Below are 19,839 nucleotides of genomic sequence, written 5' to 3'. Positions count from 1 at the left end.
GAGGATTTTTTGCAATGGAGCTGGATCAAGCTACAAAGGTATGGATTGTGGATAAGCATGTGGAAAAAAATGTGGAAAACTTACAGAGTTGTACACAGATTGTGGATGCAGCCGCTCTGCTGCGAAGCGGGGAAGTAGTAGCCTTTCCGACAGAGACTGTCTACGGACTGGGAGCCAATGCATTGTCTGATGAATCTGTGGAAAAAATATTTTTAGCAAAAGGCAGACCGAGTGATAATCCGCTCATTGTGCATATTGGGGAAAGAAACCAACTGCCTACGGTAGCGCGACATATCCCGGAAAAGGGAAATCGTTTGATGGAAGCGTTCTGGCCGGGCCCATTGACGATCATACTGCCCAAAACGGATCAGGTAGCTTCCCTGGTGACAGCCGGATTGGATTCTGTCGGGGTGAGGATGCCGGATCACAAAATCGCTCTTGCTTTATTGAAAGAAGCGGACGTGCCGATTGCTGCCCCAAGTGCAAATCGCTCGGGTAGACCGAGTCCGACTACTGCCGCTCACGTACTGGCTGATTTGGACGGAAGGATTGCGGGTGTGCTGGATGGAGGTCCAACGGGTGTGGGAGTGGAATCCACGGTGATCGATGTGACTGTGGACCCGCCGATTATTCTGCGGCCGGGTGGCGTTACTCGAGAAGAGCTGGAAGCGGTGATCGGACATGTCGAGTTGGACCCGTCTTTCCAAGTGGGCGCAGTAGAGACACCGCGAGCGCCGGGAATGAAGTACACGCATTACGCTCCAGAAGGGGAAATGTGGCTCGTAACGGGTGAGGCCGACAAAGTTCGCAGGCAACAGGCAGATATGCTGCGGGAGGCAAAGCGAAACGGGCTTCGCACGGGGGTATTGGCTACCGAAAAATCTGCCGATTTTTGGGGTGGATTTGCAGAGGCGGACGTGGTGCTGTCTGTGGGTTCTACCGCTCGACTGGACGAGGTGGCTCAGCAGCTCTACGCGGCACTTCGGCAGTTTGATGAAGAAAAGGTCCAGTATATCGTCTCTGAGACATTTTCCCGTGAAGGATTGGGGATGGCCGTAATGAATCGTCTGGAAAAGGCTGCAGGTGGCCGGGTCTTGTCAGTATAAAGCGTCTAAACTCCTTCTTGTCCGCATAAGGTGAAAGGACAGGAGGGGGAGGCAAATTGGACCTGGTCTTGTTTCAATGGGGACAATTCCTGACCTTGCTTATGATCGCCTTTGCGCTCGGTATGGATGCCTTTTCACTGGGAATTGGCGTTGGCATGGTAGGAATTCGTTTGCGAGAGATTGTGAGAGTCAGTATAACGATTGGCTTGTTTCATATTGTCATGCCCATTCTCGGTATCGCTGTTGGCGCCTACTTGTCTGAGCTGATCGGAGATATCGCTGTTTCGATTGGCGGTGGTGTACTGATGCTGCTGGGAGCGCATATGCTATGGAACGGATTTGGGAAAGGCGACCAGAAGAGCGTCTTGCGAACGACAGGGTTTGGCCTGCTGCTGTTTGCCTTCAGTGTCAGTCTGGATGCCTTGACTGTCGGGGTATCCTTTGGTCTGATGGAAGTAAATAAGATACTGGCCATTTCTTTGTTTGGTCTGATGGGCACAGCCATGTCGTACTGTGGCTTGCTGCTTGGCAGAAGTGTGGGAGGATGGCTTGGGGAGTATAGCGAAATAATAGGTGGTCTTATTTTGTTTGGTTTTGGGTTAAAATTTGTGTTATAGCTGTATGACGTGGGTATAGGAGGAGCGAGATCGTGAAACGAATCGTGTTTGTCTGTACCGGAAATACCTGCCGCAGTCCAATGGCGGAAGCGTTGTTCCGGGCCAAGACGCAAGGGCAAGGATATGAAATTCGCTCGGCAGGAGTCGCTGCCTATGATGGCCAGCCTGCTTCTGTACACGCCATCCAGGTGATGAAGGAGCGGGGGATCGAACACGACCACAAGTCTACCCGTTTGAGTGAAGAGCTGATAGAGTGGTCAGATGTGATTCTGACGATGACAAATAGCCATAAGCAAGCGATCTTGGACTATTTTCCTGCGGTCAAGGACAAGGTTTTCACCTTGCGTGAGTTTGTCGGCGTGGAAGGCTACGGCGATATTGCGGATCCTTTTGGCGGCGCCTTGGAAGACTACCGCAGATGTGCGGCTGAGATCGAGGAGTCACTGGACATGCTTTCAGAGGTGTTCGTTCAAAAGCGTTTTCGTGAATCATAAAGATTTGCAGGTTCTGGTTCCAATCCAGAGCCTTGTTTTTCATGAGAGTACGAACATTTATTGATGAACAGGGATAAATGTTCACTTTTTACTTGTCGGAAAATGATGTATAATGGTTGAGATCATGAAACAAGCGGGGGATGACGGATGAAAGTAGCAATTGCTGCTGATCATGGTGGATATAAGCTGAAGGAAGAAATCAGGAACTGGCTATCTTCCATGAACATCGAGACAGAAGACTTTGGCTGCTCATGTGAAGACTCGGTGGATTATCCCGACTATGCTTTGCCTGTAGCGCAAAAAGTAGCCGCAGGTGAGTTTGACCGGGGAATCCTGATTTGCGGGACGGGGATCGGCATGTCGATTGCCGCCAACAAAGTTCCGGGTATTCGCTGTGCTCTGGTGCACGACACCTTTTCAGCGAGAGCGACCAGAGAGCACAACAACACCAATGTGCTGGCTATGGGTGAGCGGGTTATTGGCCCAGGCTTGGCATTGGATATCGTGAAAATTTGGCTGGAAACCGAATTTCAGGGCGGACGTCATGAGCGCCGCGTAGAAAAGATCACCCAAATCGAAGCGAATCAATTGGGAGTGAAGTAAGTGGACTTGCTCGCTATTGAAAGACAAGTCAGCGAGATTGTGGACGAAGTGGCACGTGAAGCAGCTTTGACTTCCAGACAGCTGCTGGTCCTGGGCTGCAGCACGAGCGAGGTAGTAGGCAAGCAGATCGGGAATGCAGGGAGCCAGGAAGTGGCTGCTGCGATCTATCGTGGCGTTCGCGAGGTTCAGGAACGAATGGGATTTGCTGTCGCCTTTCAATGTTGTGAACATTTGAACAGGGCTCTGGTGCTGGAGCGCGAAGTGATGGAGCGATTCGGCTGGGATGAGGTTACGGTCATTCCCGTTCCTGCTGCAGGAGGCTCGATGGCTGCTCATGCGTACCAACAGCTGGAGGATGCTGTAGTCGTGGAGCATATTCAGGCACATGCAGGCGTGGACATTGGCGATACGTTGATAGGGATGCATATGAAGCATGTGGCTGTCCCGATTCGCCCCTCGCTGCGTACGGTAGGGGAAGCCCGTGTCACAGCTGCGCGGACGCGTCCCAAACTGATTGGCGGAGCGCGGGCTGTCTACGATCGCAAACTATCTGACCAAAGCTGTACGTAATTCCAAACCCAATAAGGGACAAGCCTATCTTGAGGAGGAAACCTACGATGTTAGATCATTTACGCAAACAAGACCCACAAATTCTGGAGGCAATCCAGCTGGAGCTCGGCAGACAGCGCGACAAAATCGAGCTGATTGCGTCTGAAAACTTTGTCAGTGAGGCAGTCATGGAAGCAATGGGCACTGTGCTGACTAACAAGTATGCGGAAGGCTATCCAGGCCGTCGCTACTACGGTGGATGCGAATACGTGGACATTGCTGAAAACATTGCCCGCGATCGCGTGAAAGAACTGTTCGGTGCAGAACACGCCAACGTACAGCCGCATTCCGGCGCGCAAGCAAACATGGCCGTTTACTTCACCATCCTGAAGCCAGGAGATACCGTTCTGGGTATGAACCTCTCCCACGGTGGACACTTGACACACGGTAGCCCGGTCAACTTCTCCGGTACGCTGTACAACTTCGTCGAGTACGGGGTAGATCAGGAAGAACATCGCATCAATTATGAAGACGTACGTGCAAAAGCATTGGAGCATAAACCGAAATTGATCGTGGCGGGTGCGAGTGCATATCCACGTACAATTGACTTCGCGAAATTCCGTGAAATCGCGGATGAAGTAGGCGCTTATTTCATGGTAGACATGGCGCACATCGCGGGTCTGGTAGCTGCAGGCTTGCATCCAAACCCAGTACCATATGCACATTTTGTGACTTCCACTACACACAAGACCCTGCGCGGCCCTCGCGGTGGTTTGATCTTGTGCAAGGAAGAATTTGCAAAAGGCATCGACAAATCCGTATTCCCGGGCGTACAGGGTGGTCCTTTGATGCACGTGATCGCTGCGAAGGCAGTTGCCTTTGGTGAAGCGCTGCAGCCTGATTTCAAAGACTACGCTGCCCGCATTGTAAAAAATGCACAAGCTTTTGCAGAAGCGTTGAAAGCAGAGGGATTGACTCTCGTATCTGGCGGTACTGACAATCACCTTGTGCTGATCGATGTAAGCAAGATCGGTCTGACTGGTAAAGTAGCGGAGCATTTGCTGGATGAAGTCAACATCACGACCAACAAAAACACGATTCCATACGACTCGGAAAGCCCGTTCGTTACGAGCGGTGTGCGCATGGGTACACCTGCTGTAACGAGTCGCGGCTTTGACGAGGAAGCGATGAAAGAAGTGGCAGCGATCATCGCCCTGACCCTGAAAAATCCGGAAGACGCTGCAAAGCATGATGAAGCTCGCCAGCGCGTAGCTGCGTTGTGCCAACGTTTTCCTATGTACGAAGGTCTCAGCATCTAAATAGCAGTAGAGTAGAGGAAGGCCCGGTTGTCATGTGAACCGGGTCTTTTTTTCCGCGTCCCGCATAAATGTACGAAGATTAGGCAAATTGACGTCAGCAGGCTCGTTCGCTATTATGATAAAGATATTGATAGGAAAACGGAGGAACGTACATGAGCCGTGTATATGTGTTTGACCACCCCCTAATTCAGCATAAAGTGACGTATATTCGTGACAAAAACACGGGTACCAAGGAGTTTCGAGAGCTGGTAGACGAAGTTTCTACTTTGATGGGATATGAAATTACCCGTGAAATGCCGTTGGAAGAGACGACGATCGAGACACCTGTGGCAGTTTGCAAGTCCAATGTCATTGCTGGGAAAAAAGTAGGGCTGGTACCGATCCTGCGCGCGGGATTGGGAATGGTAGACGGACTTTTGAAGCTGATCCCGGCAGCGAAGGTAGGACATGTAGGCCTTTACCGTGATCCAGAGACGCTGCAGCCTGTTGAGTATTACGTCAAACTGCCATCTGACGTGGCGGAACGTGAACTGATCGTGATTGATCCCATGCTGGCCACAGGAGGATCAGCTGTAGCAGCGATAACCGCACTGAAAAACCGCGGTGCGAAAAACTTGAAGCTGATGTGTCTGATTGCCGCACCGGAAGGCATTAAAATGGTGCAGGAAGAGCACCCGGAAGTAGATATTTACGTAGCAGCCATAGATGAGCAACTGAACGACCACGGTTATATCGTTCCTGGCTTGGGGGATGCAGGAGATCGCTTGTACGGCACAAAGTAGCAGTAGGAGAGGAAATCCGATGAAGACATGTAAAGTAATGACGGTTTTCGGCACACGTCCGGAAGCGATAAAGATGGCTCCGCTGGTTCATGAATTGAACACATACAGTGAACAGATTGAGTCGGTCGTTTGCGTGACCGCCCAACATCGTCAGATGCTGGATCAAGTCCTGGAGATTTTTGAGATTACACCTGATTATGATTTAAATATCATGAAGGACAGACAGACTTTGGTGGATGTGACGACACGCGCCTTGCAAAGTCTGGATGCGGTGATCAAGGAAGTGAAGCCTGACATCGTGCTGGTACACGGGGATACGTCGACGACCTTTGTCGCGAGTCTGGCTGCTTTTTACAACCAGGTCACGATTGGTCATGTAGAGGCGGGACTGCGGACATGGGACAAGTACTCGCCGTTTCCGGAGGAGATGAATCGTCAGCTGACTGGCGTAATGGCTGATCTGCACTTCTCCCCAACGGATGGAGCGGCTGACAATCTGAGGCGCGAGAACAAGCCCGAAGAAGCCATTTACATTACCGGCAACACCGCTATTGATGCCTTGAAAACGACCGTACGTGAGGATTACACACATCCTGTCCTGGAACGTGTATCTGACCACAAAATGGTGCTCATGACCGCACATCGCCGGGAGAATCTCGGAGAACCCATGCGGAGAATTTTCCGCGCCGTCAGAAGGTTGGTAGACGAGCATCCGGAAATCGCTGTCGTGTATCCGGTTCACCTGAATCCAGCTGTGCAGGAAGTAGCGCAGGAGGTGCTGGGCGATCATCAGCGTATCGTATTGATCGATCCGTTGGATGCATTCGATTTCCACAACCTCGCTGCACGTGCTCACCTGATCTTGACGGATTCGGGCGGCGTACAGGAGGAAGCTCCTTCGCTCGGCGTACCCGTTCTGGTGCTGCGTGATACGACGGAACGCCCCGAGGGCATCGCTGCCGGGACGTTGAAGCTCGCGGGAACGGATGAAGCTCAGGTCTATCAGATGACAAAGGAACTGCTGACGAATCCAAAGGCGTATGATGAAATGGCGCACGCCGCCAACCCATACGGCGATGGCGAGGCATCACGGCGCATCGTGGAAGCGATCCTTCATCACTATGGCATGCGTGCCGAACGACCTGCTCCATTTGTGCCCGGTCAATCTAAATCATAATCGCTCATCGTGTGAAAGAAACCGTCCGGAAGTAAGCGAACCCCGGACGGTTTTTCTCATTGCCAGCCTATTCGAAAGATTTGTCATGATTTGTAAGGAATGAAAATGGAAAAAATCCGAAACTATCAATCCACCTCGTGCGTCTAACTACTAGTTGTCTGCTTATCAAATACCACTGGCAGTGGCCAGTTTAGACATGTTCAGCAGCAGATAGATGAAAAAAGAGTTCGGTAAACGGAGAGGAGTCACCAACATGAGAGCGCGGAATGTCGTTACGCTGCTCACGGCCAGCACGATGGCCTGGGGAGCTTTTGTTCCGTTTGTGCCACTTGCGACAAATGTCGCACAGGCCAGATCGGAGACAAGTGCATTGCAGATGATGTGGCAAACGCCAATTGGGGAAGGGACCACATTAATCAAATATACCAAATCATATGGAGATCAGGCCGTCACGGTCATGGTCACCAAGGTGGATCTGAACAATCCGTATGTAGAGGTTAAGCCCATTTACGGAACCAATGGCAGGCTGACAGAGCGTCAAACGATTACCCAAATGGCGAGAGAAACGGGAGCTGTGGCGGCCATCAACGCGGACTTTTTCAACATGACCAAAAGAGGGGCTCCCTTTGGCATCGTCATGAAGGATCAGCAGTTGGTTTCATCGATGGGACTGATCTCGTACTGGTACAGCTTAGGCATCACTTCCGATAAGACCGCTCTCGTCGAAAAGTTCGGATTTAATGGAAAAGTGACGACAAACAGCGGAACCGCATACCCGCTACAGGGGATCAATAAGGAAGAGTACAACCCAAGCGAGGGCCGAAAAAGTCACCAAAATCAGTTGAACATGTATACACCTGCCTTTGGGCAAACGAGCTTGGGGACAATCTCCGGCTATAAGGATGTCGTCGAAGTTCTCTTCGTCGATAACGTAGCGAAAGAAGTACGTGTTAATCAGCCGGGCTTTTACATACCTTACAATGGCTATGTCCTGTGGGGACACGGAGCAGCAGCCGAATTTTTGAAGCAGCAATTCCCGGTTGGCTCTACAGCAAAAGTAGAGTACCAAACGACACCGCTCAATCAAGATTGGGTACAAGCTGTCGGAGGGAACGTCCTGCTCGTCGATCAAGGAAAAGCGCTGACCTCATTCCAGGCAGACAAATCCATTACATCCCTCAATGCCCGTACGGCTGTCGGTGCTTCCCAGGACGGCAAGACCCTGTACATGGTGACAGTAGAGGGGAATAAAGGCGTTTATTTGGATGAGTTGGCCAGAATTATGGCTGAGATCGGGTCTTTTCGGGCTGTGAACTTTGATGGCGGCGGATCGACAACCATGTCTGCTCGCATGCTGGGTGATATCCATGCCAATTTGGCCGTCCGTCCAACGGGAGGCACAGAACGGCGCGTACCGACTGGGCTGGCTGTCTTCAACACGGCTCCTACGGGTGGCGATCTGAGAGGCTTTCAGATTGATGTACCGACAGACATCCTGATCGGTCAGACTGTGACATTAAATGCAAGCAAAGGCTATGACATTCACTACCTGCCATACGCGCTCAATGCGTCTCAGGTTGCTTGGGATACCGATGCGGGAACGATACAAGGACAGCATTTTACCCCTACACGCTCCGGTGCCGTTACGATTTCAGGAAGATCGGGCAATGTGGTGCAGAGTAAGGCGATTCAGGTCGTCTCCGGTCAGGATATTCAGCAGATTACGGTGACGCCGAATCCAATTACGGTTGCCCCAGGACAAGCCTTGACACTCGATATCAAATTGAAGACAAAGAAGGGCGCGACTCTGACAGCAACGCCGCAAAGCGTACAGGTCAGCGTGGATTCTGCTGTAGCCAGCGTCAATGACAAGCTACAGCTGGTGGCCGGAGAGCAGCCTGGCAATGGAACGTTGACGATCTCCTATGATGGTGTAAGCACAAGAGTTCCTTTTGCTGTTGGCCAATTTGAACAGCCGTGGCTCACCTTCGACAACCAGGTAGGCATGTACCATACGGCATTGCCTGTCAGCATCAGCTCTAGCGGAGCCTTTGCTGCCGTTACGGAACCCGTTTTCCGCACGAAGAAGGCTGGCAAGCTGGTGTACAATTTCTCGGGGGCACCGAGCTCGGAAATGCGTATCGCGTATGGTGTGCTAGGAGCAAAACCGGTAATGATTCCTGGCAATCCGATTGGAATCGGAATGTGGGTATATGGAGACAACAGCAGACATTGGCTGCGAGCGGAAGTGATTGATGCGAACGGCAAGCCGGTATACGTCGATCTGGCAAAAGAGATAGACTGGTCCGGCTGGAAACAAGTGAAGGGGTACTTCCCGGGCGGAGTGGCTTATCCTTTGCAGCTGAAGAGCATCTACGTCGTGGATCAGGCAAACGATGGCATTACGCAGGACAAAGGCACGCTCTACTTCGACGAGATGTCGCTGCTCCTGCCAAATCAGGCGGGCAAGCCAAACGGTGCGATCGTCGTACCGGAGATTCCGGGCAGTCTCTCATTGGGCAGCGAGCTCGACGTGAAGTATTCGTTTGCGCGGGCAGCTTCCTCCCTTGACAGCGTTACCATCGATGTAGATTCGATCATCGAGCAGCAACTGCCTGGTTACGTACCGGCAGACTACTCGTTTACCATCAAGCCGAATGGCGATCAACAAAATATGAGTTCGACAGTACCGGCTGAATTGAAGCTCGTGCCGAAGAATTGGCTTGCCGGTAAAGGAATCGGATTGCTGTACGTCAACGAAGTGAACAACACGCTGGATCCGCTTTTGGGCACCCTCAATGCACAAGGGGAATGGGTCTACGAGGTGAATTCCTTCGGTAAATACGTGCCTTATTATCTCGATATGCCAGGTGCGGCGTTCGTCGATATCGCGAACCATCCTGCAAAAGCTGAAATTACCTATATGGCGAACCAGGGTTATGTCAAAGGCTTGACCGCAACGACCTTTGGTCCGGAAGCTTCATTGACCCGCGCACAATTCGTCACGCTGTTGGCGCGTACGTTTGAATGGGAGCTGCCGGCCTCAGCGCAGCTGAAATTCAAAGACAAGATACCAGACTATGCACAGGGAGCGGTACAGGTCGCTGTCGCCAAAGGTCTGGTCAAGGGGTATGCTGACAATACCTTCAAGCCGGATCAGCCAGTGACGCGTGCAGAAGCGGCGGTGATCCTCGATCGCATGATGAATAAAAAAGGAACGGCTAAGTCCGTCTCGGATTCCAAGACTTGGCCATCCTGGGCAGCTTCGTCGATCAACAACGTGGTTGGACTTGGACTGGTTGACCCTGTCGGCGGAAAATTTGACCCGAACAAAGCGACGACACGCGCGGTTTGCGTCGTGGCACTCTACAGAATTCTGCATCAGCAATAATGAACGACCGTAAGTCGGTAGCTAGGCTTCCTTTCACAGTGGAGGAAGCCTGATTTTGCTAACGGAATGTGTGGTGTATTTTCCTTGCAAAGCAGGAGAAAATCGAAAAAGATGGAATCATATGAAAGCGTGAACATCATGTTAGGGTGCGAGGAGTGAAAAACGATGAGTCAAAAGGAAATCGTTATTGCCAGTGCCGTACGTACAGCAATCGGGAGTTTTCAAGGGGCGCTCGCGGGGATTAGTGCTACGCAGCTGGGCGGTATTGTATTAGAAGCAGCATTGGAGCGTGCTGGAGTATCCAAGGACGCTGTAGATGAAGTCATTATGGGCAACGTGCTGCAGGCAGGGCTTGGTCAGAATCCGGCACGTCAGGCTTCCATTCGTGCAGGCTTGGCTCATGAAGTGCCATCGTTGACGATCAATAAGGTATGCGGCTCCGGTTTGAAAGCTGTTCACCTGGCCGTACAAGCAATCGTAAGCGGCGATTCGGATGTCGTTCTGGCTGGCGGTATGGAAAATATGAGTCAGGCGCCTTATCTTATGGAAGGAGCGCGCTCAGGCTATCGTATGGGCGATCAAAAAGTGGTCGACTCCATGATTCGCGATGGTCTCTGGTGTGCGTTCAACGATTACCACATGGGGATTACGGCAGAAAATCTGTGCAGCAAGTATGAGATCGGCCGCGAGGAGCAGGACGAGTTTGCAGCCTGGAGCCAGGAAAAAGCGCAGCAGGCCTTGGCGAGCGGACGCTTCCAGGAAGAGATCGTGCCTGTACCAATTCCCCAACGAAAAGGCGAGCCGGTGCTGTTCCAGGTAGATGAGTTTCCGCGCGCTGGCGTAACGGCTGAGGGACTGGGCAAATTAAAGCCAGCCTTCAAAAAGGATGGCAGCGTAACGGCTGGCAATGCATCGGGTATTAACGATGGTGCAGCAGCTCTTTTGATCATGTCAAAAGAAAAGGCAGATGAGCTAGGTGTAAAACCGCTTGCTCGAATTATTGCCAATGCGAGCGCAGGAGTCGACCCAAGCATCATGGGCTACGGTCCGGTACCAGCAACACAGCGCGTTCTGGATAAAGCGGGCCTTTCCCTCGAGCAGATGGATCTGATCGAAGCCAACGAAGCATTTGCCGTACAGTCCTTGGCAGTAGGCAAAGCGCTAGGCTTGGATCGTGAGAAATTGAACGTCAATGGTGGGGCAATCGCGCTAGGCCATCCAATCGGTGCAAGTGGCGCCAGAATCCTCGTAACGCTCGTTCACGAATTACAAAAGCGTGAAGGGGTAAAATATGGTTTAGCAACCCTGTGTATTGGTGGCGGACAAGGCGTTGCAACAGTTGTCGAAAAGATTTGATTCTAGCATTTGGAGGAATTGTGAACGGTTTGTGTACACAATGAGACCTAGATTGACAAAAGGAATAATTCTTCGTTAATATGGATGAGGGCAAAGGGGCTATTTTCACCTTCCCTCTCCTTATAAATGAAAGGAGAACGTCCTGTGCCAAAAATCGATAATCCTTGGCGAGCCATTACACTGGTCACCTTGATCGGTGGAGACTTGGCCATTTGTGTTGTTGGGGGAGTACTTCTCGGCAAATATCTGGATGGTCTCTTCGCTACCAACCCTTTATTTCTAGTGGTTGGCCTGCTGTTAGGATTGGGTGTGGGCGTTTATAGCGTCTATCGCATAGTTCGGGGCTATCTCTAGGGAGATGGAAGATGCAAACGTTTACCGCGGCTATACGAGCTACATTTCGTTATGCCTTTTTCTGCGTATCGATCGTCTTGATACTGTGGGCACTGTTGCCGGAGTATCGGATTTTCTTGCAAAGCCTTTTGCTCGGAATGAGCGGAAGTCTCATGAATGGTGCAGTGTTGTTTAGCAAAGTCTGGCGAGTAGGTCAGAGTACTATCGATCCTGGCGTGCGGCCGAAAGGAACTGGCATGTTGACGCGCATTTTGGTAGCGGGATTTGCCGTCTTCCTTACGATTCGCTTTCCAGAGACGTTCGTGGTATCGGGCGTTTTGATCGGTCTGTTCCTCTATTTGGTGCTAGGCTCTATTTTTGTGTATCGCTCCTTTAAATAGATTGCATCTGGTTTTCTTATGTACATGCACATTTTTGCAGCAGATTCACGCGGAAGAAAGGGGTGAAATACATGCATTATACGCTGCGATTTGAATGGATGGGAATGGTGTTTGACATACCCACACTCATCATGATGGTGGTAACCACTCTAATCGTGATATGGCTTATCCTGAGACTGACTCGCAACCTGCAGTCAGGTGTTCCTGGCAAAGGGCAAAACTTCTTGGAGTGGATTGTTGACTTCGTAAGAGGGATTGCTGGACAGTTTATGGATACGAAGACGGCTTTCCGTTTTATCGGGTTGGGAGTTGCTTTGATTCTTTACATCCTGATCGGGAACTGGCTGGGTCTAGCAACAAACGTGATGACAGCTCATCACAATACTGCTGATCAGCAAGCAAGTGAAAGTTTTATCAAGCTGATTACGATCTCAGGAACTGAAGAAGCTGAGTTAGCAAAACGGGAGATAGTCATGGAAGAACTGACCTCCCAAGATCCGAACAGTCACGGGGTTGTAGTGGCTTGGTGGAAATCACCGACCGCAGCACCAAGTGTGACGTTTGCACTGGCTTTTGTCGTGCTCTTGTATTCTCATATCATCGGGATTCAGAAGAGTTTTGGAGGATGGGCGAAGCATACACTGCTCAATCCATTACACATTCTTGAAGAGTTCGTCATTAAACCTCTCACGCTTCCACTTCGTTTGTTTGGTAACATCTTTGCGGGTGAGATCTTGATCGCATTCCTGCTTTCCTTGGGAGTTCTCGGATCGATTCCGTTGTTCGTCTGGCTTGGATACTCTGTTTTTGTTGGTGCCGTTCAAGCGTACATCTTTACAACGCTCACAATGGTTTATATTTCCCAGCAGGCAAATGACCAACATTAATGTTCTAGGATATTCCTAATGCTTACACAATACTAAGGAGGTTTTTAAACAATGGAAGGTTTGGCTTTGGCAATTGGTATCGTATTTGGTCTCGCAGCATTCGGTGCTGCAATCGGTAACTCCCTCGTAATTTCTAAAACAATTGATGGCGTTGCTCGTCAACCAGAAGCAAGAAGCAGCCTGATGGGTATCATGTTCCTTGGTTTGGGTCTGGTCGAGGCGGTTCCAATTATCGCAGTAGCTATCGGTTTCATGCTCTACGGTAAGCTGTAATTGGAACAATAAAAGTAAGATAGGCGAGGGCTCGACCTTCGCCTTCCTTTTGTAAAAAAAGTTACGTATGATGTTATCCATTTATTAAGATATTCTCCTGCTACTGAGGAAGGAGTGAAAAGCATGTTAGACTTAGGTGCCGTATCCCTTGAATGGGGTTCGATGCTTACCCAGGCTATCGTATTCTTGATTTTGCTGTGGGTTGTAAACAAGTATGCAATGGGGCCGCTTATGGCCGTTATGGAAAAACGCCGTCAGCATGTTGAGAACGAAATCAGTTCTGCTGAACGAAATCGTCAAGAAGCGGAAGCGCTTCTGGCTGAACAACGCAAGGTTCTGGATGAAGCTCGCTCTGAATCCAAGGCAATCATCGACCGTGCTGTTAAGCAAGCTTCTGATGAAGCTGCCAAAATCGTAGCAGAAGCACAAGCTGCGACAGAAAGCATGAAAGCAGGCGCAAAAGCTGAGCTTGCTCGTGAAGTAGAAAAAGCGAAAGCTGAACTGCGCGGTGAATTGACCAGCATTTCCGTACTCTTGGCTTCCAAGATCATCGAGAAAGAACTGGATGAAGCAGCGCAAAAATCTACCGTTGATAAGTTTCTCGCACAAGTGGGAGATCGCTTATGAGTAGCGCGGTAGGAAAGCGTTACGCTCGTGCCTTGTTTGATGTGGCGAGCGAACGTGGGAAAATCGATCAGGTAGAGGCAGATCTGGGTGCGATCGTGCAAGCTGTAGAGCAAAGCGAAGATCTCTCCAAAATCATCCTCCACCCGCATATTGCGGCGGCTGCCAAGCAATCGCTGGTTGATGACCTGTTCAAAAGCCACGTGGGAGAAGAGACTTTCAACTTCCTGGGCGTCCTGATTGAAAATGGACGCGAATTGCAACTGGTTGATATCTATCGTTCCTTTGTCCAACTGGCAAACAACGCGCGTGGCATTGCAGATGCCGTTGTAACCAGTGCTCAACCACTCAGCTCCGAAGAGCAAGCGGAATTGGCAGAGAAGTTCGGACAAACATTGAATAAAAAGCTGCGTCTGACTGCAGTAGTAGATCCGTCTATTCTGGGTGGGATCATCATCAAGATTGGCGACCGTCTATACGATGGCAGCATGAAGACCAAGCTGGAATCCTTCGCGCAAAAAGCGTAAGGCAGGCAGTACCTCTACTAAGAAGTTGGATGAATGGGGTGAATGAAGTGAGTGCAATCAGACCAGAAGAGATTAGCTCCCTCATCAAAGAGCGGATCGCTAACTTTAAATCTGAAATCGAAGTTGTGGATGTTGGCACAGTCATCCAGGTAGGTGACGGTATTGCCCGCATTCACGGTTTGGAAAAAGCCATGCAAGGGGAGCTTCTCGAGTTCCAAAATGGCGTAATGGGTATGGTACTCAACTTGGAAGAAGATAACGTGGGTGCGGTTATCATGGGGCCTTTCCGTGACATTAAGGAAGGCGACACAGTGAAACGTACAGGTCGCGTTATGGAGGTTCCTGTTGGTGAAGCAATGCTTGGCCGCGTCGTGAACCCATTGGGTCAACCGATCGATGGTCAAGGACCAATCGCGAACGATGGCTTCCGTCCGATCGAAAGCCCAGCTCCTGGTGTAATGGCACGTAAATCCGTACATGAACCACTGCAAACCGGTATCAAAGCGATTGACGCGATGATCCCAGTTGGCCGCGGACAGCGTGAATTGATCATTGGTGACCGTCAAACCGGTAAAACCGCTGTTGCTTTGGACACCATTATCAACCAAAAAGGCCAAAACATGATTTGTATCTACGTGGCGATCGGTCAAAAGCAATCGACTGTTGCTAACATCGTAGAAACCCTGCGTAAAGCAGGCGCTCTGGAATACACAATCGTCGTATCCGCTACAGCTTCTGACCCAGCTCCGATGCTGTACCTGGCTCCTTATACCGGTGTAACCATGGGTGAGTACTTCATGTACAAAGGACAACACGTTCTCTGCGTGTATGATGACCTGTCCAAACAGGCTGCCGCATACCGCGAAATGTCCCTGTTGCTCCGTCGTCCTCCAGGCCGTGAAGCGTACCCTGGTGACGTATTCTACTTGCACTCCCGTTTGTTGGAGCGCGCAGCGAAGCTTTCCGATGATTTGGGTGCCGGATCCATTACGGCTCTGCCATTTATCGAAACACAAGCAGGCGATATCTCCGCATACATTCCGACCAACGTGATTTCCATCACTGACGGTCAGATCTTCCTTGAGACTGACCTCTTCAACGCAGGTCAACGTCCTGCCGTGAACACGGGTCTGTCCGTATCCCGTGTAGGTGGTTCGGCGCAAATTAAAGCCATGAAAAAGGTAGCAGGTCCACTCAAGCTCGAGTTGGCTCAATACCGTGAGTTGGCAGCATTTGCGCAGTTCGGTTCCGACCTGGATAAAGCGACTCAAGCACGTTTGACTCGTGGTGAGCGCTTGATGGAAATCATGAAGCAAGGTCAATTCGAACCAATGCCAGTCGAGAAGCAAGTAGCTTCTATTTATACAGCAACAAGAGGTTTCCTCGACGATATTCCAGTTGCAGACGTTGGCCGCTTTGAGAAAGAGCTTCTGTCTTACCTGGAATCCAACGCACCACAATTGTTGGAGCATATCCGTACGACAAAAGATCTTCCAGATGAAAAAGAATTTAACGCGGCGATCGAACAGTTCAAAAAGGGCTTTTCGGTAACGCGCTAATTATTCACGGTTCGACATCAGATGCATGCCGGGCGGTATCGCTCGGGCATGCGTTCTCAAGGTGGTGAAAACGAGTGGCTAAAGGAATTCGCGAGATTCGACGCAGTATTAAAAGTACAAAAAATACGCGCCAGATCACCAAAGCGATGAAAATGGTGGCGGCTGCCAAGCTTCGCCGCAATCAGGAGCGAGCTGAAGCAGCGCGTCCCTATGCTGATAAAATTCAGGAAGTGATCGCAAGCATTGCGAGCGGTACGTCTGGCTCCAAGCATCCGATGCTGCAGTCGCGTCCAGTGAAAAAGACTGGTTACATCGTCATTACATCTGACCGTGGACTTGCTGGCGGTTACAATGCCAATATGCTTCGAGCAGTCGTGAACACCATTGCTGAAAAGCATAAGTCCAAGGATGAGTATGGGATCTTTGTAATCGGACGAAAAGGTCGTGACTTTTTCACCAAGCGCGGCTACCCTGTTCTGGAAGAGATTACTGGCCTGAAAGACAACCCGTCCTTTGCGGATATCAAAAAAGTCGCAGGAAACGCCGTACAATATTTTTCTGATGAAAAGATTGATGAGCTGTACCTGTGCTACAACAAGTTCCAAAGTGCGATTACGCAGATCCCGACCGTAAAACGCTTGCTGCCGTTGGAAGCCCCTGAAGGCAACACGGAGCGCAAGATGGATTACGAGTATGAGCCGTCCTCGGAGGAAGTACTGAGCGTCTTGCTGCCGAAGTATGCGGAAACACTGGTGTACAGCGCCTTGCTTGAAGCGAAGGCGTCCGAAGAAGGTTCCCGTATGACTGCTATGGGCAACGCGACAGACAACGCAACAGACATGATTAATCGATACACGTTGCAGTACAACCGTGCCCGTCAGGCAGCCATTACACAAGAAATTTCCGAGATCGTCGCAGGTGCCAACGCACAGGCGTAATGGCAGCGAATAGCTCCCAATTTAGCTTTACAGGAGGGAAAAAGTAACATGGCGAATGGACGCGTGGTTCAGGTAATGGGTCCGGTTGTTGACATCGAGTTCGACCGCGGACACCTACCTGCCATTTACAATGCGATCAAAATTCAGCATAAAGCACAAAGCGCTGGAGAGCGCGACATCGATTTGACCGTCGAGGTTGCGACTCACCTGGGTGACAACATGGTTCGTACCGTAGCGATGTCTTCCACCGATGGTTTGGTTCGCGGTATGGAAGCGGTTGATACTGGTGCATCTATCTCCGTTCCAGTAGGTGCTGTTACCCTCGGACGCGTATTTAACGTACTGGGTGAACCAATCGACCTGCAGGAATTGGGTAACGTAGAGCGTCGTGACCCTATTCACCGCAAAGCCCCTGAATTCGTAGACCAAGCGACAACGGTTGAGATCCTGGAAACAGGTATCAAAGTTATTGACTTGCTCGCTCCGTATATCAAGGGTGGTAAGATTGGTCTGTTCGGTGGTGCGGGTGTAGGTAAAACCGTTACCATTCAAGAGCTGATCAACAACATCGCGCAAGAGCACGGCGGTATCTCCGTATTTGCCGGTGTAGGTGAGCGTACCCGTGAAGGGAACGACTTGTACCATGAGATGAAAGACGCAGGCGTTCTGCCGAAAACCGCGATGGTATTCGGTCAAATGAACGAACCACCTGGTGCTCGTCTTCGTGTAGCATTGACTGGTCTGACTATGGCGGAATACTTCCGTGATGAAGAAGGCCGTGACGTGTTGCTGTTTATCGATAACATTTTCCGCTTTACTCAAGCGGGTTCTGAAGTATCCGCTCTCTTGGGCCGTATGCCATCTGCGGTAGGTTACCAACCAACCCTGGCTACTGAGATGGGTCAATTGCAAGAGCGTATTACTTCCACGAAAAAAGGTTCCGTAACGTCCATTCAAGCGATCTACGTACCAGCGGATGACTATACTGACCCGGCTCCCGCTACTACGTTTGCTCACTTGGACGCGACAACCAACCTGGAGCGTTCCATCGCTGAGTTGGGGATCTTCCCTGCGGTTGACCCACTCGCGTCTACTTCCCGTGCTCTGTCTCCAGACGTTGTAGGTCAAGAACACTACGACGTAGCACGTGGCGTGCAAAAAATCCTGCAACGCTACAAAGAGTTGCAAGATATCATCGCGATTCTCGGTATGGACGAGTTGAGCGACGAGGACAAACAAGTCGTTGGACGCGCTCGCCGCATTCAACGTTTCCTGTCCCAGTCCTTCCACGTTGCCGAACAATTTACCGGTAACCCAGGACAATACGTGCCTCTGAAAGAAACCGTTCGCAGCTTCAAGGAAATCCTTGAAGGCAAGCACGATCATCTGCCAGAGAGCGCATTCCTCTATGTAGGAACGATTGAAGAAGCGGTTGAAAAAGCGAAGTCTATGGCGTAAGACACCCTGGAAAGGGGAGACCAGTAAGTGAGTAAGATGACAGTTGAAGTCGTAACTCCTGAACGGGTTGTCTACAGTGGTCAAGCCTCAATGGTCATTGCCCGCGGCGTTCAAGGGGATCTCGGTATCTTGCCTAAACATATGCCGATGGTTACCCCGTTGAAAATAGCGCCTGTTCAAATCAAGGTAGAAGGCGATCAAGTAGTGCGGATGGCTGTAAGCGGCGGCTTCATGGAAGTGCGTGGCGACAAAGTAACCATCCTCGCTGAAACAGCTGAAATGCCAGGAGATATTGACGTTGAGCGCGCGAAGGCATCCAAAGGTCGTGCCGAAAAGCGCTTGTCCGAGAAGTATCCTGAGCTCGATGTTCAGCGTGCTGAACGTTCACTGCAACGTGCTCTTGCACGTATTGATGTGACGAAGTAATCAGGTATCCCCGCACCCTTTGTGGTTGCGGGGATTTTTCGTTTAGAGGACGCAAATTACCGTGTAATTCAGGTACCATGCATGAGCAGACCTTCTTTGCGGGCATGATATTTGAAGTTGGTAATTCCTCGGTATTTTTGTGTATAATAGACCTAATGCCCTGCCAATTAACATTTTTTTCATTTGGGACGTACTGTATTGGCGAATGGGAATAAAGGAGAGTGTAAGTGATGCAAACGATTCGCGATATTCGTCAAAACAATAATGGGATTGTCATTCCAAGTGGCTTTACGGCAAACGGCTGGTCCAACGTATTGCCCCATGAAATGAACGTCCTGTTTCAAGCTCTCTGCTTTGTTGTCACTAAATTCGAGACGAAAGCAGAAATGGAAAAGGAACTAAACGAATTCAAGGGACTTCAAGGAACCTTTGCTCCGCCAACACCTGACATGTTCAAGTCTGAGAGTGACTATGAAGGCTATGTGAAGCTGTTGAACAAGCACAAGGCATTCTTTAGCCGTTCCAACTACGAATATCCAAGCTCCCGAGAAGAAGCCGTCCAGCTCTTTTCCAAATGGGGCTTGTTGATTGACAAGCAAGATGTTTGGGATATCCCAGTACAGCCCTTCCCAGATGTCATCAATCTGTTTGAGCTGACAGAGGCGGAGCAATTGGCGCTGTCCTATGTCAAGCTGGAAGCATTGGTGCATCCTATGTTCAGCAAGCTGATCATGCAACTGCATGAACATGATGAGAACACCTTCAACTTGTCTAAAGATGAGCTGAAAGAGATGTTGAATACGAACGACGAGATGTTGTCCGAAGTATTGATCAAGCTGACACCATATTTGGAAGAGGCTATTGATAATATGCTTGAGATTCCAGACGATGAGAAAATGAAATTTACAGTCGTGTGGGAACGCGTATACGAAGACTTCCTGGGTCAGCAGTTTGGTAATAACGTTCAATAATGCGTTTGGCCAAGCCTTTACAGAGCCACACTTAGAATATGCATGAAC

General features: G+C 50.4%; 21 protein-coding genes. All 21 read left to right on the top strand.

The window, feature by feature from the left end:
- Nucleotides 1-14 precede the first annotated feature (14 nt).
- The 21 genes from JZI27_RS13355 (at nt 15) to JZI27_RS13255 (ending at nt 19,791) form a co-directional block, all read left to right on the top strand.
- Nucleotides 15-1,106: an L-threonylcarbamoyladenylate synthase gene (locus JZI27_RS13355; RefSeq protein ID WP_280207782.1), complete on the top strand. Its 1,092-nt coding sequence runs from the start codon at nt 15-17 to the stop codon at nt 1,104-1,106.
- 56 nt (nt 1,107-1,162) lie between these two features.
- On the top strand, nt 1,163-1,723 hold the full coding sequence (locus JZI27_RS13350) for a manganese efflux pump MntP (RefSeq protein ID WP_122907937.1): 561 nt from the start codon (nt 1,163-1,165) through the stop codon (nt 1,721-1,723).
- A gap of 32 nt (nt 1,724-1,755) precedes the next feature.
- Nucleotides 1,756-2,217, top strand: a complete 462-nt coding sequence (locus tag JZI27_RS13345; protein WP_251242648.1) for a low molecular weight protein arginine phosphatase — start codon at nt 1,756-1,758, stop codon at nt 2,215-2,217.
- Nucleotides 2,218-2,364: 147 nt separating this feature from the next.
- A complete protein-coding gene (gene rpiB, locus JZI27_RS13340; RefSeq protein ID WP_122907935.1) occupies nt 2,365-2,820 on the top strand; it encodes a ribose 5-phosphate isomerase B in 456 nt (151 codons plus the stop codon).
- Nucleotides 2,821-3,390, top strand: a complete 570-nt coding sequence (locus JZI27_RS13335) for a TIGR01440 family protein (protein ID WP_251242647.1) — start codon at nt 2,821-2,823, stop codon at nt 3,388-3,390.
- 47 nt (nt 3,391-3,437) lie between these two features.
- A complete protein-coding gene (locus JZI27_RS13330) occupies nt 3,438-4,688 on the top strand; it encodes a serine hydroxymethyltransferase (protein WP_122907933.1) in 1,251 nt (416 codons plus the stop codon).
- A 152-nt stretch (nt 4,689-4,840) separates the two neighbouring features.
- Nucleotides 4,841-5,470, top strand: a complete 630-nt coding sequence (upp, locus tag JZI27_RS13325) for a uracil phosphoribosyltransferase (protein WP_122907932.1) — start codon at nt 4,841-4,843, stop codon at nt 5,468-5,470.
- Nucleotides 5,471-5,489: 19 nt separating this feature from the next.
- A complete protein-coding gene (gene wecB, locus JZI27_RS13320) occupies nt 5,490-6,647 on the top strand; it encodes a non-hydrolyzing UDP-N-acetylglucosamine 2-epimerase (protein ID WP_251242645.1) in 1,158 nt (385 codons plus the stop codon).
- 253 nt (nt 6,648-6,900) lie between these two features.
- Nucleotides 6,901-10,038, top strand: coding sequence for a phosphodiester glycosidase family protein (locus JZI27_RS13315; protein ID WP_280207781.1), 3,138 nt, complete (start codon nt 6,901-6,903; stop codon nt 10,036-10,038).
- Between the two features lie 165 nt (nt 10,039-10,203).
- On the top strand, nt 10,204-11,394 hold the full coding sequence (locus tag JZI27_RS13310; RefSeq protein WP_280207780.1) for an acetyl-CoA C-acetyltransferase: 1,191 nt from the start codon (nt 10,204-10,206) through the stop codon (nt 11,392-11,394).
- Nucleotides 11,395-11,538: 144 nt separating this feature from the next.
- Nucleotides 11,539-11,748, top strand: a complete 210-nt coding sequence (locus JZI27_RS13305) for an AtpZ/AtpI family protein (RefSeq protein ID WP_122907928.1) — start codon at nt 11,539-11,541, stop codon at nt 11,746-11,748.
- An 11-nt stretch (nt 11,749-11,759) separates the two neighbouring features.
- On the top strand, nt 11,760-12,128 hold the full coding sequence (locus tag JZI27_RS13300) for an ATP synthase subunit I (RefSeq protein ID WP_122907927.1): 369 nt from the start codon (nt 11,760-11,762) through the stop codon (nt 12,126-12,128).
- Between the two features lie 71 nt (nt 12,129-12,199).
- Nucleotides 12,200-13,015, top strand: a complete 816-nt coding sequence (atpB, locus tag JZI27_RS13295; protein ID WP_122907926.1) for a F0F1 ATP synthase subunit A — start codon at nt 12,200-12,202, stop codon at nt 13,013-13,015.
- A 51-nt stretch (nt 13,016-13,066) separates the two neighbouring features.
- Nucleotides 13,067-13,288 carry a F0F1 ATP synthase subunit C gene (gene atpE, locus JZI27_RS13290; protein ID WP_057134194.1) on the top strand — a complete coding sequence of 74 codons (222 nt, stop codon included), beginning with the start codon at nt 13,067-13,069 and terminating at the stop codon, nt 13,286-13,288.
- 123 nt (nt 13,289-13,411) lie between these two features.
- Nucleotides 13,412-13,915 carry a F0F1 ATP synthase subunit B gene (atpF, locus tag JZI27_RS13285; RefSeq protein ID WP_280207779.1) on the top strand — a complete coding sequence of 168 codons (504 nt, stop codon included), beginning with the start codon at nt 13,412-13,414 and terminating at the stop codon, nt 13,913-13,915.
- The gene (locus JZI27_RS13280) at nt 13,912-14,439 is read left to right on the top strand and encodes a F0F1 ATP synthase subunit delta (protein WP_280207778.1); all 528 of its coding nucleotides are present in this window, start codon (nt 13,912-13,914) and stop codon (nt 14,437-14,439) included. Before atpF ends, JZI27_RS13280 begins: the two co-directional genes overlap by 4 nt.
- Nucleotides 14,440-14,486: 47 nt before the next feature.
- Entirely contained in the window at nt 14,487-15,998 is a 1,512-nt protein-coding gene (atpA, locus tag JZI27_RS13275) for a F0F1 ATP synthase subunit alpha (protein WP_280207777.1), read from the top strand.
- A gap of 74 nt (nt 15,999-16,072) precedes the next feature.
- Entirely contained in the window at nt 16,073-16,936 is an 864-nt protein-coding gene (atpG, locus tag JZI27_RS13270; protein ID WP_122907923.1) for an ATP synthase F1 subunit gamma, read from the top strand.
- A 48-nt stretch (nt 16,937-16,984) separates the two neighbouring features.
- The gene (gene atpD / locus JZI27_RS13265) at nt 16,985-18,394 is read left to right on the top strand and encodes a F0F1 ATP synthase subunit beta (RefSeq protein ID WP_280207776.1); all 1,410 of its coding nucleotides are present in this window, start codon (nt 16,985-16,987) and stop codon (nt 18,392-18,394) included.
- A gap of 27 nt (nt 18,395-18,421) precedes the next feature.
- On the top strand, nt 18,422-18,820 hold the full coding sequence (locus JZI27_RS13260; RefSeq protein ID WP_122907921.1) for a F0F1 ATP synthase subunit epsilon: 399 nt from the start codon (nt 18,422-18,424) through the stop codon (nt 18,818-18,820).
- Nucleotides 18,821-19,050: 230 nt separating this feature from the next.
- Nucleotides 19,051-19,791: a DUF6042 family protein gene (locus JZI27_RS13255; protein ID WP_122907920.1), complete on the top strand. Its 741-nt coding sequence runs from the start codon at nt 19,051-19,053 to the stop codon at nt 19,789-19,791.
- Nucleotides 19,792-19,839: the final 48 nt, after the last annotated feature.

This window comes from Brevibacillus sp. AY1, assembly GCF_029870785.1.
Classification (GTDB): Bacteria; Bacillota; Bacilli; order Brevibacillales; family Brevibacillaceae; genus Brevibacillus; species Brevibacillus invocatus.
Note: the sequence above shows the minus strand (reverse complement) of the source record. Positions and strands in the feature narration are given on the sequence as shown.